Source organism: Flavobacterium chungangense LMG 26729, assembly GCF_000735715.2.
Classification (GTDB): domain Bacteria; phylum Bacteroidota; class Bacteroidia; order Flavobacteriales; family Flavobacteriaceae; genus Flavobacterium; species Flavobacterium chungangense.
Window position 1 is genome coordinate 1 of sequence record NZ_JASY01000007.1, and the last position, 16735, is coordinate 16735.

The window sequence follows — 16735 nt, forward strand, 5'->3', positions numbered from 1 at the left end:
ATGGTCAAACTGCAAACAGCAGGAAGTGACGCCAATAGTGTGTATTACAGCGGAACCTCTTATTTTCCGTTAGGACTTGGACAGGTTTTCAGCATCGTAAACCAGACTGTAGAGCACGAACTGATTGTAACAGAAGTGACACACCTTTCGCAAGTTCATGGAAACTATGCCTGTAATTTCAAAGCCATTCCGGCAGATGTTGCAGCACCACATTATACAGACGTCAATGTATTTGCTAAAGCAGAAACACAGCCAGCCAAAGTAAAAGACAACAACGATCCGGAAGGATTAGGACGTGTAAAAGTACAGTTCAACTGGGCAGGCGGAAACAATTCAAGTGAATGGCTACGAATGATACAGCCACATTCAGGTTCAGGAAAAGGATTTTACTTTATTCCCGAAATCGGTGAAGAGGTTTTAGTAGGCTTTGAAGGAAGCAATTCACAGAATCCGTATGTTTTAGGAACGCAGTATAATGGAAGTGCTACCAGCGGTTATGCAGACGGTCAGAATAATGTTAAGGCGATTCACACGCGTTCAGGAATCAAATTTATTTTGAATGACGGAGATGGAAGTATTTTAATCGAAGACCCGAGTGGCAATACCTGGAAAATGGATGGTCAGGGAAATATTGATGTTAATGCGCCAAAGAATTTTACAGTAAAAGCCGGAGAAAATGTTAGTATTACTGCAGGTAAAAATGTTTCTGTTAGTGCAGGAGAAAATATGGATAATTCGGCAAATAATGATATAACAGTAGTTGCAGGAAACGATATTATGCAAACCGCTGCCGGAGAAATTATGGAAAACTCTGATGTAAGAAATGAAATATCATCAGATAAAACACATCGACAAACCGCTGATTTTAATACCCTTGCCGAAAAAGTAACTATTTTTAGTGAAAAAGAAAACATGACACTCCAAAGTGGTAAAACCATAGAAAAAAACAGTACCGAAAAATCTAAAATGTTTTAATTATGGGTATTACTAAACAAGCTAAAAATATTACAATACATGCTAAAACCAGCTATACTGTTAGAGCTAAAGAATTGGTCGAAATTGCTGATAAAGTAAATTATGAAGCTCATAAGGACAATCTGGTTTTAAATAGTAATGCAAGCATTGATTTAAAAGGAGAGGAAAATGGTGTTATATACAGTGATTATTCTCCCCCGGAATTAAAAGTAGAAGAAAGTGAGTTTATATTAGAAAGTAAATTTGCCCTTGAACAATTATTTGCTTTTGCAAAAAAGGATAGTAAAGCTATGTTCTGTTTCTGGATGGCAGATATATTCGGAGCAGATATTCCTTTAAAAGCTTATGAAAAACTTTATGAGGATGCCTCAGAAAAGAAAGAAAGTTTAAATCCAAAGATAACAGTTGCATTAAGCTTACCTGGTTATGGCGCAGCTTATTATTCCGGAGAAAATGAAAAAATAAAAAATCACATTATCATTTCTGAAGGATTTATTTTAAATGCGATCAAAGACAATAAATACCAAAAACTGTTAATGATTGCTTTGGTGGAAGAATTTGGGCATCATCTTGATTACTTATTGCGTAATAAATATTCAACTAAAAAAGGAGATGCAAAAAATGACGAAGGAGCCCTCTTTAGTGGAAGAATGAACAGAAAATATAAAAAATATTATATAGATCCGTTTAAAATTAAAGAACAGCATTATGCGACAGCGACTATTAAGGGAGAAGAGAAAAAATTAACTTGGGATTTTGCTGATTTAAATGAAAAATTAAATGAGTTTGTAGATAATAGAATTGAAAAAGACGATAATTATTTCGCTGATTATGAGTTTTTTGGTGCCGGTCTTGGAGATGATTTACATGGTTTGGGGCATCAGTCAATAGAAAATGAAGGTCTTGGAAGAATTGCCAGATATAAAAATAATACTAAAGGAGAAAATATAGAAAGATCTCAAATATATTTTGGCAACTGGTTACGGGATTTTTCTCAGTTTGTCGATCCCATGGTTGTGAGGCCGATGGCAAACTCTTTAGATAAGTTAAGTCAAGAATATGAAGACAAACACGTTAATAAAGACGAGAATAAAAAGTTACTTGATGAACTAAGTGATTTAATGGATAAAAATTATGTCACTAAAGCTGATGAGAGAACCTTTAATCTTCCTGTTGGATTTAGACTTAAAAATTTTGAAGCTGAAATTGTATGGAAACCTACTAAGTTATCTCCGGTTAAATTGAGCCGTGAAGCCATAACATCTTTAGTAGAATTAATTGGCTTAAAAGAATTTGGAGATTTAAAAGAACAAAAAACTAAGGAAGATAAGGATAAAAGGCCTCAAAATTATATTAAATATATTCAGGACTTCCGCTCTAAATATGCAAAAGTTACAACAGACTTATTAGGGGTTTACAGGCCACAGGAACATATTGACAATCCCGCAGCTTTACATCGCAAATTAATCTGTGAGGAAAATAGAAAGAAAGTACCCCCAAAAGCCTGTCCTCCTAAAGATTTGAACAATCAACTGGATCCTGATTTTGTAAAAGATCCAATAGATGAACAATGGAATAATAATAAAGCGACTGGTACTAAAAACTATATAAGAGGGAATGGTAAAGAACCATTTGAAAGTGCTTATGATTGTTTTATAAATTATATTAATAATTCAGATCCTAATACTACTAAGGGGAGAATGAACTTTGGGGCAGCCTTGCATATCCTTGAAGATTACTTTGCTCACAGTAATTTTTGTGAAATTGCGATTATGAAAGTGTATGATCCTGAGGTTTTTCCGTGGGATAATATGCCTGTTACCTGTAAAAAAGGAGAATTAAAAAATCATAAAGCCGATATTTCTAATAATGCACATGCGATAAATTCAGTTATAGACAGAAATAAAATAAAATTTAAAACGATAAATAATAGTGATTTATGGACTAATTCTGTAAAAAGTTTTATGTCGGATAAAGATCCAAAAAAGGTACATCCGGCACAATATTATGCGAATTTAGGACATGTCAACTATTTAGAAAACAAAGGATTATATTACGCTCATGCAGAATGCCCTATTGTTCAGACAGGTAGTTTTGGGTTATTGGATACGATTGCAAGTATAGCCCCCAAAATCATTAATAAACAATTTTCGATTCATGTTGAAAAGCAAGATGAACTTAAAGAGGGGGAGAGAACTTTTAATGATGCTCTAATTTATGAATTCTTAAAAGATATATCAAATGCTCAGGCATCGGATACCAAAGAAAAGCAAGCGTCATATAAAGGAACTGATGATAATATTTATTCTGAAGCATTTTTAACCTATTTGAGTATTAGGGATTTTATGGTGACGGAAAGATGGTTTGGTACATCTTACAAAAACGTAATGAATGGTTTTGGAATATTAGAATACGTTACGGGTTATATTAATGTGGTAAAAAATGTCTTTTATCATTTTTTATTTTTAAGTGCTGCAAATTTAATAGATGATTATCAAACTTATTTAGATAACGAATTGAATTTATTAGAATCGGGGAACTGGAAGGTAAACCCATATGGTCCGACTCATACTCAATTAGCGAAAGACAACGGAATTCAGCCACTCCATCATCTGGCAGTAGAATTAGCAGAAGAAGCCGTTTTTAAAGTAGGAGAATTGTTTCTTCAAAAAGGAGGAATTACTAAAATTAAAGATTTCGCTGATAAAATTTTATTTCAGCATCCTATGCATACCGACTGGATGGATGAGAAAGTTATTAACTGGTGTAAAAACAACCCCAATAAAGTTAAGTTGGCACACGAATCAAGTATTGTATTATATGGTATAAGGCATGGTTATCAAGAAATTGCTAATCTATACAATCAAATTTCTGTAATTAGTGATTTTAATACGACAGATAAGCAAAAAGAGGAATTTAAAGCGGCAATCAATAAAATTCCAGCAAAATGGAATGCAGGCTGGGAACGTTTAAATAAATTATGGGAAGAAAAGGGATTGGAGAAAATTAAAACAAAAACCGGAAAACAAAGTTATGAAGAGGTTATGAAAGAAGCAGGTCACGATCACAAATAATAGACTAACTTGGCAGAGACTAAAATCTAAATAATTATAGATAATGAAAATTTTAAAAACCATCGCATTAATCACATTTGTACAATTAGTGAGTTGTCAATCTAAACAAGAAAAAAAAATGGAAACAGGTTTTGTTATACAGGATAGTAAACTATACTATAATAGTAAAGAAATAGCTTTAGGTATGCCAATAGAAAAGTTTACTGATGCGATGGGAATGTATGATCGTATAGATATTGATTCGTCAGGAGGTTTTACTAACAGAACGTGGCATTGGATAAAATTAAGAGGAGAAGCTTATGAGAATGAAGAAAATAAAATTGTTTATGTTAATCCATATATAGATGATGAAAAAGAAAAGGAATATAATTCGATAGAAGAACTAGTAGAAATTTTAGGTAAATATGACAGTGTAGAAGAAGAAAAAATGAATCTACGCATCGACAAACTTTTTATTTGGGATAAATTAGGAATCAGTTTATCAGCATATCCGGAAACTAATATTGTTGGGAACATTCACATACAAACACTACATGTAACGAAATATTGGGAATTGGATTTAGGTTTGGTTAAGAATTTTGAAGAACAGAATGGTTTTCCCTTAACAAAAGAAGTTAAGGAGAAAAGAAAACAAGATAAAGAACATTTCGAAGAAGCACCAAAGGAAGAATACAAAGGAAATTTTACTTATAACGGTAATACAATCAATTTAAAACAAATAGGTTACAGAGGATGGGATAAAGGTGTAAAAGGTTTAGGTCTTGGAGGTTCAGATTTTGACCCTCCGGGAGATTCGTCGACTTCATCAAGATGGATTAAGGACGATTATGATATGTATGTCACTCTGGAACGATTTTCAAATGAAGAAGAATTTGAAGGATTGAGTCCGGATAAAGTTGGTAAATTTGATTGTATTAAAAGTATTGTAATATGGTGGCACAAAACGAATGATCAATAAATGAGAGTAATAAATATATTTTGGTTAATAATTTTTTCACAATTATCCGGCTGTCAAATAAAAAAACAATCTGGTTTTGTTATACAAGACGGTAAATTATATTATGATAGTAAAGAGATAGCACTAGGTATGTCCATAGAAAAGTTTACAGATGCAATGGGAATGTATGATAGAATAGATATTGATTCATCTGATGTAAGTGTTGTGAAAAACTATTTCTGGAAAACCAAATTAATAAATGTCAATAAACATTCAGACAATGATTATTTTACTATAATAAAAATGATTAGAGATAAAGTAACAGGAGAAATAACTGAAGATACTGAAAGTTATAAAAAAGTTAAGACTCTGGAAGAAATCATTAACATATATGGGCAATATGACAGTGTAGAAGAAGAAAAAATGAATCTACGCATCGACAAACTTTTTATTTGGGATAAATTAGGAATCAGTTTATCAGCATATCCGGAAACTAATATTGTTGGGAACATTCACATACAAACACTACATGTAACGAAATATTGGGAATTGGATTTAGGTTTGGTTAAGAATTTTGAAGAGCAAAATGGTTTTCCCTTAACAAAAGAAGTCAAGGAGAAAAGAAAACAAGACAAAGAACATTTCGAAGAAGCACCAAAGGAAGAATACAAAGGAAAATTTACTTATAACGGTAATACAATCAATTTAAAAGAAATAGGTTACAAGGGTTGGGATAAAGGTGTAAAAGGTTTAGGGATTGAAGGTCCAGATTTCGACCCGCCCGGTGACTCCTCAACTTCATCAAGATGGATTAAGGATGATTATGATATGTATGTCACTCTGGAACGATTTTCAAATGAAGAAGAATTTGAAGGATTGAGTCCGGACAAAGTTGGTAAATTTGATTGTATTAAAAGTATTGTAATATGGTGGCACAAAACAAATGATTAATAATTTAAATGTATAAAAGCAATTTATTTAATATAGCCCTTAAAAAAACAGAATTGTAGTTGTCTTGTTCTTTTTAATTATATTTTCTTCATGTACAGAAAAGAATGAAAATATAAATATTTTTTGCAATAAATAGAAAATAGATAATAAAACAAAGCACTATAAAGCATTAGAACTGTGAAATCGTAGTTATTTTATACAAACTACAAACAGCAAGTTTGTTTTAAATGACACACTATCTTGTCTTGTGGCTTTTTTTGATGAAAATGCTCAAAAAATGAAATCTAAATATTGGGAGTTTTAAAAAAATGCAGGATGCGGAGTATGAAAAATGCTATTTTGAAGGATATGATTATGCAATGATACATAAATTTTGGACTTCAAGCGGTGGCGGAAATCATTTTATTCAATCCATTCCTTAATATGGCTGAAGCTGGCTATTATTATATTAAATATGATATAAATAATAATAATAAAGGAAAATTTAAAGTGGTTTCTTATAGTATTGTTACTTTTCATGATTTAACAAAAATAAAAGATGATAGATTTCTAACATATACTCCAGTAGGAGTATATGAAGTAGTACTGTATGATAATTAGAGGAATTAAAAAGGATATAGATATTTATTTTAATAAAGAAAGCATTTAATAAAATTAGAGAGCTTATTGTAAGGTTAATGATTAAAATATATACTTCCAAGTAGGTGTATATTTTTAAATAAGATTTTGTTATAGTGGATATTAAATTACAGAATTGTATATAAAAAAATATTAGATTTCAACGAACAATAATGAGACAAGAACGAATAAAAGACAGAGTTTTAAAAAGAGCGGCCAGATCGTGGGGCTTTTCAGATGTAGAGATGGAAACTTCATTTGATCCTGTTGTGTCCATGATGCTAAATGCATTATCGTATGAATTAGAAAAAGTGGCACACGAACTTGAAGACTCTAAAACACGGGTAGTTGAAAGAGTTCTGGAAATTATGTTTCCTGAAGTTGCTGCGGGTGCTAAACCGGCCAGAGCAATCATGTATGCTTTGCCAATAGATAATAATATGAAAATTTCTCTGCAGAACCAAATGACGGTGAGCAGAAGGCTGCACAATATTTATAATCCTTTGGCACCTATTACTAAAGAAATTGTTCTTTCGCCAACCCTGGAAGTAAAATTATCTTCTTGTGAGGTTAGATATGTAGCGTACGAAAGAAATCTGTATGAGGTTTCTAATCTGTTTTATAAAGATGCGGTTAGAGATTACAAAAATTCACTGCCCTCCGGAGAAGTATTTTTAGGTATCGAATTAAAAGATGCTAATGTATTTGAGTTGGAGGATTTGATGCTATACATTGATATTAAAAATATCCACCAAAAAGAAATGTTTCATTATTATCTAAAGCAAATGAAATGCTATCATGATGATATAGAAATTAAAGTAAAAGAGGGGTATAATGTTCCGGTAAATAGTCTTGATATTGAAAATATCATAAACCGCAACTATACGCACCTGAGTGAATTGATGCAGGAAGTGAATGAGTTTTATTTTGATAATTTTTATACACTAAAAGGAGTATTAAAACATAAAAAAATAAACGAATATAATCCTGAATATAAGTTTTTTGAGAATATAACAAAGCATAACGGAAATCCTATTATTTGGATAAAAATGGTTTTTCCGGAATCTTTAATTCCTCAAATATTAGATAATGTCTCTTTTACGGCAAATTGTTTTCCGGTTATTAATAAAAAACGACATGTTATAAACAAAACTCTTGGAGGGTTTTTGTCATACGTAGCATTAGACACAGGTAATGATATTTATCTGGATGTAGATGCTGTTGTGGATACATATGCAAATCATTATGAAATTAAGGATTTTAGCGATGGTGTAATCGAAGAAGGAAATGCGGTATTACGTGCAGGAGGAGTTTCAAGATTTGATTCAAGATCAGCTTCAGAACTGCTTCAGAATGTATTGGATTTATTAAAAGATGAAAGCTCTTCTTTTGCAGGTTTGGGTAAAGATTTTATGAATAGTTCTTTGATAGAAATTAATCAATTGTTGGCCTCTGTTGAACAGCAAGCCAAAGAAAGTAATTTTTCTAAAAACAATGATCCTTATTTAATGATTAAACCTAAAGTGAATGAATCTTCAGGGAAAACATTTACAATCAGTTATTGGTCAACTTGTGCAGAGGATGGTAATGATATTAAAGCCGGGACAGTTTTGGAAGCCAAAGATGATTTGTTTTTTATGAGCAAGGAAACAATATTACTTACCAATACAGTGGGAGGAACAAACAAACAAAACAATAAAGACAGAATTTTAGAATACCGAAATGCTTTATTGACAAGGGGAAGAATAGTGACTTTTGCAGATATAAAAGCATTTAGTTTTAATCATTTTAAAAGTTATATTAATGACGTTAAAATTGAAAAAGGAACCCGAAAAGAGATTTCAAGTAAAGCCGGTTTTAGTCGTACTGTAGATATTCATATAAAAACGAATCAGATAGAAAAAGAATCCTTATCTATAACAGAATGGGATTATTTGTGTGAAAGCTATATGAAAAACTTAATAAATAAATCTTCAAACGTATTCCCATATAGATTATTTATAGAAAACTAATTTGTAAGTATTAAAAAAATAAACTGTTGAAAATCCATTTTGCAATTTGTAAAATGGATTTTGTTCCTATAAAAAAAAGCATGATTTAAAAAATCATGCTTTCCGGTTAATTATTGGTTGGTTTTAAATAGGTTATATTTCATCAAAAGTATTACCTTTTTTAATGTCACCGGTAGTAAATCCTTTTTTAAACCAGTACATTCTTTGTTCAGATGTACCATGGGTAAAAGAATCCTGTACTACATGCCCCTGCATTTTGCTCTGAATGGCATCATCGCCAACAGCGTTCGCAGCACTTAAGGCCTCTTCGATATCGCCGGTATCTAGGTTTTCTTTATTATAATGTGTCCACACCCCCGCGTAAAAATCTGCTTGTAGTTCTAATGCAACAGAAAGTTTATTGGCTTCCGCTTCACTCTTGCCTTCCTGGTCACGACGCATTTGCTCAGAGGTCCCCAGAAGGGTCTGGATATGGTGACCAATTTCATGGGCTATTACATAAGCGATCGCAAAATCTCCACCTTTAGCCCCAAATTTAGTTTTTAACTCTTCAAAAAAAGCAAGATCCATATATACTTTCTGGTCGCCTGGACAATAAAAAGGTCCGGAAGCAGAGGAAGCACCTCCACAAGCTGTTTGTACAGAGCCTCTAAATAAAACCAGTTTTGGTGCTTTATAGGTCATGCCGTTTTCAGTAAATATTTTCCCCCAGATATCCTCATTATCAGCAAGTATAACGCGAACAAAATTCCCCATTTCTTCATCTTCAGCACTAAGAGGTGCGGCTGTTTCTGTTTGGGGTTGCCCTCCTTGTAGCTGCTCAAGTACTGGAGTAATAAGTTTAGCATTTTCTCCTCCAAAAACATTAACTAATAAAATAATAATACCGATAATACCGCCCCCAACAACTGCTTTGCCGCCCGATATTGAACGTCGGTCTTCAACATTGTCACTTTGTCTTCTGCCTAGCCATTTCATAAAATAATGTATTTAAGTTAATTGGGATTTGGTTAACACGAATTTATATTTTTTTTAAATAAATGGCTAATAAAAACTTCGAATTATTTTAACCATTTTGTTAAGGTCTCCTCAACAGCACCTTTCATGATTGGTTTTGGAATATAATCGTTCATTCCTGATGCGATACATTTATTTCGTTCTTCTTTTTCTGTACCGGCAGTTACAGCAATAATAGGGATTTGTTTCCCTTTTGCAGAGTTTCGTATTGCTAATGTAGTTTCGTAACCATTCATGATAGGCATTTGTATGTCCATAAAAATCAGGTCGGGATTAATCTTTTCAAATTCTTTTACAGCTTCATAGCCATTTTCACATTCATGGATTGAGGCATTGGAATATAAGTTTTTGATAATCGTTTTTAAGAGCAGCATATTTACCTTATTGTCTTCGACAATCAAAAAAGTAAAGTTGTTTTTTAAAGTGTTGTTTGGTAAAAAGACAGATTGGGCATTCAAAATTCCATAATCAGCGGTGTACTTTTCGATGGTATTTTTATTACTGGTTTTAAGGGTCAAATCAAAATAAAAATTACTTCCCACATCTATTTTACTTTTAAGCTGAAGACGGCTTTCCATAAGTGCCAGCAACTGGTTGGAAATGGTTAGCCCTAAACCGGTTCCTCCAAATTTTCGGGTTGTAGAACTGTCTTCTTGCGAAAATGCTTTGAAAATTTTCTTCTGGTTTTCTTTTAAAATTCCAATTCCGGTATCCACTACAGAAAACCTAATGATGCAGATGTCATTCTCTTTTTTTTCTAAAACAGAAACATTAAGTGTAATAGAACCTTGATGTGTGAATTTTACGGCATTAGATAATAAATTAATTAAAATTTGTTTGAGCCTTACAATATCTGTCCAAATGTATTGAGGTACCTCAGGAGTTATCTTTAATTCAAGTTTAAGGTTTTTTAAGTTGGATTCGTATAGGATCAGGTCAAATACCTGCCCTAATATTTTATTAATGTCATATTGGTCAATAAATAAGTCTAATTTTCCTGCTTCAATTTTAGAAAAATCAAGAATATCATTTATAATTTCTAATAAAGAATGTGCCGACTGATTAATTGTGGTCATATACCTCTCCTGAATTTCTTCAAGTTCAGTTTTCATAAGCAGGTGCGTAAAACCAATAATGCCGTTAAGGGGGGTTCTGATTTCATGTGACATATTGGCAAGAAAATCCGATTTTGATTTATTAGCAGCCTCGGCAAGTTGTTTTGCTTTTATGGCATCTTCTGTTTGCTTTTTATTGGTAATGTCAAAATAAATTCCACCAACAAATTCAATTTCGTCTCCTTTTTTAATAACATCTCCAAATTCTTCAATCCATATATATTCTCCTGTTTTTCGCTTAATTCGATAAGTGTTGTGCAGTGCTTTTCCATTTTTTAAATTTTGAAATTGATTGTCAATAACTTCGTCTTTGTCATCAGGATGTATGAGGGATAAAAACGAAAGTTTATTTTCAAGAAATTCAGCTTTTGAATAGCCTGTAAGATTGGAAATTTGGTCATTCACAAATATTTTCGTGGAAAATGCATCAAACTTTGACAGATAAACTGTACCGGGAATATTATTAGCTATTAATTTAAACTTTTCTTCGCTTTCGATAATTTTAGTCTGATTACGATTTCTTTCTAAAGCAGATGAAATATTATTGGCAAGGGTTTGGAAAATGTAAATTTCTTCTTCAGACCATCTGTGCTCATTATGGCAGTCATCAAACCCAATGAATCCGCTAAAAACATCATGAACATACAAAGGCAGGATTAATATCGATTTTATATTATTTGTGAGAAGTAAGTTTTTAAAAAAAGTGTTTTCAAGTTGTTTGGTCAGTGTATTTAGGATTTTCTTGTTTTGTGCTTTTTCAATTATCTCTTGCAGATCAGTTTCTGTAAATTTTTGAAGAATGATGTTTTCATCCGGATCTTCCTGTCTGGACCATTTGTATTTTTGGCTGATAGTATTGGTTTCGAAATCTTTTTCGTAATAGTACATATGGTCTGCATTGGCAACTTTTCCTATAATGTTATAGGTTTCCTGAAACATTTCCTCAGTAGTCTTACTTAATAAAAATTTCTCTGTACAAAGTGCTAATGCAGACAGTAATTGACTTTTGAACTCAAGTTTCCGTTCTGCTTTTAAACGCATTTGCGATGAGATTGCGAGCGATATAACATCTGAAATGGTACGGGCATAATTAATATCCTCATTATCCCATTCTCTTTTTTCTTCAGTGCTCTCAAAACACACTACCCCGGCCAATTTTCCACTAAAAAAAATAGGGACATCCAACATGGACAGTATTTTGTTTTTGATGAAATAGCCTTTTTGAAACTCAGAAGTTTCTAATTTATTAAAAACATCGCTTGCATTTATGATTGCCTTATTTTTTAAGGTTTCGAAGTAAATGGGATAAGATGCTTTATCAAGAATGTTTTTATAATAAAAATCGTTTTTATCTTTACTGTAAATATTTTTGCAAACAATGGTATCATTAAAATACTTCCAAAAACTAATTCTGTTTGCTTTTGAAACAGCAGCTTCCTCTATGATAAAATCAATTACGCTGTTTAGACTGTTATAATGACTAAAGTCGGTGGTAGATAATTTTTTGGTAGAATTGTTGTATGACTCAATTTTTTCAAGTCTGACTCTTTTTTCATTTTCATTATTCTTCAATTCGGTAATATCCCTTGCTATACCTGCAAAGCCAATAGTTTGTCCTAAATCGTTTTTGCGTATAATTACCTTTTGTGAAATCCATATAGCATCTCCTTTTTTGTTTAGAATAGGAAATTCAATAGTATCATGGTTAAATTCTTTTTCTTCAAGGTTTTTATAAAAATCGGCAACCTTTTTTCGGTAGTCAGGGTGAATGAAGTTAGCATAATGTTTTGAAATGACTTCTTTTTCGGCATATTCTAAAACAGAAAAAGCAAATTCATTTATAAAGGTAAAATTGCCTTCGGTGTCAATTTCAAAAATAATATCTGCCGCTGTTTGAATCAGGTTTTTATACTGGTCCTTTATTTTAACCTGCTCTGTAATATCTTGTCCGATTCCAATAACTAAATCTTCAGAAAAACGTTTGTCTTTCCATTGAATGTATTTGTATTCGCCGTTTTTGCATTTTAATTTTCGGGTGTACAAAATATTATCCTGATAGTCATCAAAAAAAAGATCACCAATAAAATCAGGATCTTCGGTAAGGTTCCAAAACCCCATTCCCATAACTTCTTCGGTTGAATATCCTAATATTTCAGTGATAGATTCACTACAGAAAATCAGCTCACCTTTTTTGTTACAGGCAAGGGTAAGTGAGCTTCCTTTGTGAACTATTTCATTTGTAAATCTGAAATTATCACGAGTATTTAAAAAGATAGCATATTTAACCTGATTAATAACAAAAATCACCAGACAGTAAGTGATGAGTAAAACAGAGGATTTTATAGGAATGAAATCAAAAGCCAGGTTAATGATATGAAAAATGAATGCTCCGGCAATGAAGTACCAATAAATTTTTATTGGTCTCAAAACGCTGTAAGAGAAATAAAAGGTGATCAAAAAGGCAATAATTGGTACAATATCATTAGGATGAATGATAATGTTTCGGGCAATATAGGCTGTGAATAATAAAAATACGGAAATAAAAACGATTGAAATTTTACTTCTTAAATATTCGATCTTAATCGATAAAAAATAAAATAATAATATCGAAAACCCAATTGATAAATTGACATACAAAAGACTCTGCGGTCTTATTTTAAAAATTTCATTAATGATTTCGATTACAATAATAGTAATACTAAAAAACAAAAGATACAGTTGATATTCTTTATGTGAAACTTCTTTTTCTTTGTTTTTTTCGATGAAAGAACCAATTTTAGTTTTGATCTTAAAAAATTGATAAACCAGTAATCCTATAAAAGCAATCAGGCATAACTCTAGCATGATTAATTTAGGACTATTGTAGAAAATAAGATTGGATTTTAAAACAATACAGTTTACCCAAAATGATTTCAGGGCACTGCCAATAAAGGTAAGCCCCGTAACCGAAAAATGTAAAAAACTATAGCTGGATACCATAGAATTTGAGTATTGGTTTTAAATGATCTTATTTTATTCGGGATCTGACTGGCCAATTGAATCGATTGAATCTGGTCTTTCTATTTCGATAATAGCACTGTATATCGCATATTTTACAGAATAAGTAACAGGAATTGTAAATACAACACCAATGCAGCATCCAATAAAACCAATTGCAGAACCTATTCCGGCTACAATAAATAATAGAGCTATAATAAGTGGTTGCTTGCTAACAATCACAGTACTTGATTTTATTGCATCTGTTACATTTAAATTTCCAAAAATAATAAGCGGAACTGTCAGGGATGTAAATAATGAAATTACTATGGCAAAAATACTGTCAACAAATGTAATCCCAATAAAATTGAAAGCTACAGAAATTAGTCCGCTGGTTAAACCAATCAATAAGGTCGAAATAAAAAGACGTCCAAAATAAGGAGCTTTGTAATACGTAAAAACAGTTGAGAAATTAAAAGCTTCGTCTTTGTCGGCATTTTCAGCCATTTTTAAAAAACCTGCCATAAAAGGACTTATAATAGCAGTTACAAAAGTGATTGCAAATGTATAAATAAGTAAAGTTGTTCCATCTGGCTGTTTGTGCTGCAAACTTTCAAAAAATTGTTGGTTGAAATGTTCAGCTCCATATAAGGAAATTAATATTCCTCCACCAAGAAAAAAGCAAAGTATAGAAATAACTAATAAAATAAGCCCTGCATAAACGGCAATTTTTTTATAATTTTCAAAAGCATGATTAAAAACATCTGAAAAATCTAAAGAGTAGCCGTTGTTTTTTATGTGTTCGATTTGATTGAGTGTGGATTTCATATTTAGCAGAATTGTTTTATACTTTAAGATTTAAGTTAACTATTCAAACGTAAATATAGTATTTTTAATCAATTTCATTTGATAATCTGCGAAATAGTAGGGACCATTTTGTTTTTTACATCCAGTCTAATAAACGCTTAATGGCTTTTAATTTATCCTTATATGGAGCATAGCGCATAGGAAGATCCAGCCAGTTGGCTTTTTTTACAATTGCTTTATGATGGGAGAAAATATCAAAACTCAGTTTTCCATGATAAGCGCCCATCCCGCTATGCCCAACACCTCCAAAAGGCAATCTTTTGTTCGAAAAATGAACAACAGTATCGTTGATCGAACCACCTCCAAAGGAATAACGCAAAATCATTTTTTTTATAAAAGAATGATTTTCGCTGAAAACATAAAATGCAAGAGGCTTTTCATATTTACTGATTACAGCATCAATGTCGTTTTCAGATTCATAAACTAAAATAGGTAAAAGAGGACCAAAAATCTCTTCTTTCATTACCAGACTCCCTAATTCAGGTTCATCAATAAGAGTAGGGGAAATGTAAAAATCGCTGGCATCAGATTCTCCGCCAAAAATCAATTTTTCCTCAGCAATCATACCCGTTAAACGCACCCAGTTTTTACTATTTATGATTCTGGCATAATCAGGAGAGTTTTTTATTTTTTTGCCATAAGCCATAATGATTTCTTCAATCAGGAAAGTAATAAATTTGATCTTCATGTTTTTTTGAACCAGAATGTAATCGGGCGCAATACAGGTTTGTCCGGCATTGATGAATTTTCCCCAGACAATACGTTTTGCGGCAAGTTTTAAATTGGCAGTTTGATCAATAATACAAGGATTTTTACCTCCTAATTCTAAAGTTACAGGAGTGAGGTGTTCAGCAGCAGCTTTGGCTACAATTTTGCCAACTGAAACACTTCCGGTAAAGAAAATATAATCCCATCTTTTTGCTAGTAACTCCTCAGAGGTCTCAATGCCTCCCTGAACAACCTCTACATGGTTGATATGAAACGATTTTTCGATGATTCTGGCAATGAGGGCAGAAGTATTCGGGGTAAGTTCTGATGGTTTTAAAACAACTTTATTTCCTGCAGCTACAGCAGCAATTAAGGGACATAAAGCCAGTTGGAACGGATAATTCCAGGGAGCAATGACCAAAACATTTCCGTATGGTTCCTTATAAATAAAATCGGTCGAAGGAAAATTAAGCAGAGAAGGGAAAACTCGTACTGGTTTGGCCCATTTATCAATGTTTTTGATCGTGCTTTTTAATTCTGAAATAACATAATTAGTTTCTGTTAAAACAGCTTCAAATTCAGGTTTTTTAAAATCATCAAATAAGGCATTTACAATTAAATCCTCACTTTTTTGAATATTAAAAAGTAATTTTTTAAGTGTTTCTTTTCGGTACTTTATATCGTTTTTATAGTCCATTTTAGTGAAAACTTAAATTTTGGCTATGCAAGTTAACAGATATAAATTGAAAATCTGACAATTAAATCATAAAAATCATACAGCATTCCAAATCGTTTCATCCGGTGTTGGAGCCGTTATGGTGATATTTTCTTTCGAAACCGGATGGATGAAAACTAATTTTCGTGCATGCAGGTGAATACCTCCGTCAGGATTACTTCTGTCAGCCCCATATTTTAAATCCCCTTTTATGGGAGAGCCAATGGCTGATAACTGAGCACGGATTTGGTGATGACGACCCGTATGAAGATTAATCTCTAAAGCGGTATAATTTTGAAGCTCTTTGATGATGGTATAATCCAGACTGGCGAGTTTGCTGTCCGGAACTTCTTTTAAGTGTGCTTTTGAAGTATTGTTCTTTTCGTTTCTTTTTAAGTAATGAACCAGTTTGGCAGCAGCTTCCTGAGGTTTTTGCTTTACAACCGCCCAATACGTTTTTTTAGTTTCACGATTGCTGAACAATTCATTCATTCTTGACAAGGCTTTGCTAGTTCTAGCAAATACTACAATCCCTGTTGTTGGGCGATCCAGACGATGAATAACGCCCAGAAAAACATCACCGGGTTTGTTATATTTGTCCTTGATGTATTCTTTTACAATATCAGATAAGGGTTTATCACCTGTTTTATCTCCCTGAACAATATCTCCCACACGTTTATTGACCACAATGATATGGTTGTCTTCGTGGAGGATTTGGAGATTATTTTTGTTGGAAACAATTTTCATTTAGACTTAATTAGATTTTAGAC

11 protein-coding genes are annotated in these 16735 nt (G+C 32.3%); 6 read left to right on the forward strand and 5 right to left on the reverse strand.

The genetic code is table 11. The features are described from left to right. The 6 genes from JE46_RS12720 to JE46_RS12740 form a co-directional block, all read left to right on the forward strand. A partial coding sequence (locus tag JE46_RS12720) for a phage baseplate assembly protein V (RefSeq protein ID WP_031455670.1) occupies positions 1 to 975 on the forward strand: 975 nt, incomplete at its 5' end. A gap of 2 nt (positions 976 to 977) precedes the next feature. Beyond that, on the forward strand, positions 978 to 4049 hold the full coding sequence (locus tag JE46_RS12725; RefSeq protein WP_031455671.1) for an HET-C-related protein: 3072 nt from the start codon (positions 978 to 980) through the stop codon (positions 4047 to 4049). A gap of 43 nt (positions 4050 to 4092) precedes the next feature. Continuing rightward, the gene (locus JE46_RS12730; RefSeq protein ID WP_031455672.1) at positions 4093 to 5007 is read left to right on the forward strand and encodes a DUF7738 domain-containing protein; all 915 of its coding nucleotides are present in this window, start codon (positions 4093 to 4095) and stop codon (positions 5005 to 5007) included. Continuing rightward, positions 5008 to 5937, forward strand: a complete 930-nt coding sequence (locus JE46_RS12735) for a DUF7738 domain-containing protein (protein WP_031455673.1) — start codon at positions 5008 to 5010, stop codon at positions 5935 to 5937. It abuts the gene before it with no gap. A gap of 423 nt (positions 5938 to 6360) precedes the next feature. After that, the gene (locus JE46_RS24040) at positions 6361 to 6537 is read left to right on the forward strand and encodes a hypothetical protein (RefSeq protein WP_157505919.1); all 177 of its coding nucleotides are present in this window, start codon (positions 6361 to 6363) and stop codon (positions 6535 to 6537) included. A 191-nt stretch (positions 6538 to 6728) separates the two neighbouring features. After that, positions 6729 to 8567, forward strand: coding sequence for a type VI secretion system baseplate subunit TssF (locus JE46_RS12740; RefSeq protein ID WP_031455674.1), 1839 nt, complete (start codon positions 6729 to 6731; stop codon positions 8565 to 8567). A 132-nt stretch (positions 8568 to 8699) separates the two neighbouring features. On the opposite strand, the gene ypfJ is transcribed toward JE46_RS12740, so the two are convergent. From ypfJ to JE46_RS12765, 5 genes are all read right to left on the reverse strand, one after another. Then, positions 8700 to 9545, reverse strand: coding sequence for a KPN_02809 family neutral zinc metallopeptidase (ypfJ, locus tag JE46_RS12745; RefSeq protein ID WP_031455675.1), 846 nt, complete (start codon positions 9543 to 9545; stop codon positions 8700 to 8702). A gap of 83 nt (positions 9546 to 9628) precedes the next feature. Beyond that, positions 9629 to 13678 carry a PAS domain S-box protein gene (locus tag JE46_RS12750; RefSeq protein ID WP_031455676.1) on the reverse strand — a complete coding sequence of 1350 codons (4050 nt, stop codon included), beginning with the start codon at positions 13676 to 13678 and terminating at the stop codon, positions 9629 to 9631. A 33-nt stretch (positions 13679 to 13711) separates the two neighbouring features. Further along, positions 13712 to 14503, reverse strand: coding sequence for a hypothetical protein (locus JE46_RS12755; protein ID WP_031455677.1), 792 nt, complete (start codon positions 14501 to 14503; stop codon positions 13712 to 13714). Between the two features lie 115 nt (positions 14504 to 14618). Continuing rightward, on the reverse strand, positions 14619 to 15947 hold the full coding sequence (locus tag JE46_RS12760; RefSeq protein WP_031455678.1) for an aldehyde dehydrogenase: 1329 nt from the start codon (positions 15945 to 15947) through the stop codon (positions 14619 to 14621). 75 nt (positions 15948 to 16022) lie between these two features. Further along, positions 16023 to 16712, reverse strand: coding sequence for an RluA family pseudouridine synthase (locus JE46_RS12765; RefSeq protein ID WP_031455679.1), 690 nt, complete (start codon positions 16710 to 16712; stop codon positions 16023 to 16025). Positions 16713 to 16735: the final 23 nt, after the last annotated feature.

Bases quoted from the DNA above. Each gene is read 5' to 3' on its own strand.
- JE46_RS12725 (WP_031455671.1), top strand. From the start codon at position 978: ATGGGTATTACTAAACAAGCTAAAAATATTACAATACATGCTAAAACC.
- JE46_RS12730 (WP_031455672.1), top strand. From the start codon at position 4,093: ATGAAAATTTTAAAAACCATCGCATTAATCACATTTGTACAATTAGTG.
- JE46_RS12735 (WP_031455673.1), top strand. From the start codon at position 5,008: ATGAGAGTAATAAATATATTTTGGTTAATAATTTTTTCACAATTATCC.
- JE46_RS24040 (WP_157505919.1), top strand. From the start codon at position 6,361: ATGGCTGAAGCTGGCTATTATTATATTAAATATGATATAAATAATAAT.
- JE46_RS12740 (WP_031455674.1), top strand. From the start codon at position 6,729: ATGAGACAAGAACGAATAAAAGACAGAGTTTTAAAAAGAGCGGCCAGA.
- ypfJ (WP_031455675.1), bottom strand. From the start codon at position 9,545: ATGAAATGGCTAGGCAGAAGACAAAGTGACAATGTTGAAGACCGACGT.
- JE46_RS12750 (WP_031455676.1), bottom strand. From the start codon at position 13,678: ATGGTATCCAGCTATAGTTTTTTACATTTTTCGGTTACGGGGCTTACC.
- JE46_RS12755 (WP_031455677.1), bottom strand. From the start codon at position 14,503: ATGAAATCCACACTCAATCAAATCGAACACATAAAAAACAACGGCTAC.
- JE46_RS12760 (WP_031455678.1), bottom strand. From the start codon at position 15,947: ATGGACTATAAAAACGATATAAAGTACCGAAAAGAAACACTTAAAAAA.
- JE46_RS12765 (WP_031455679.1), bottom strand. From the start codon at position 16,712: ATGAAAATTGTTTCCAACAAAAATAATCTCCAAATCCTCCACGAAGAC.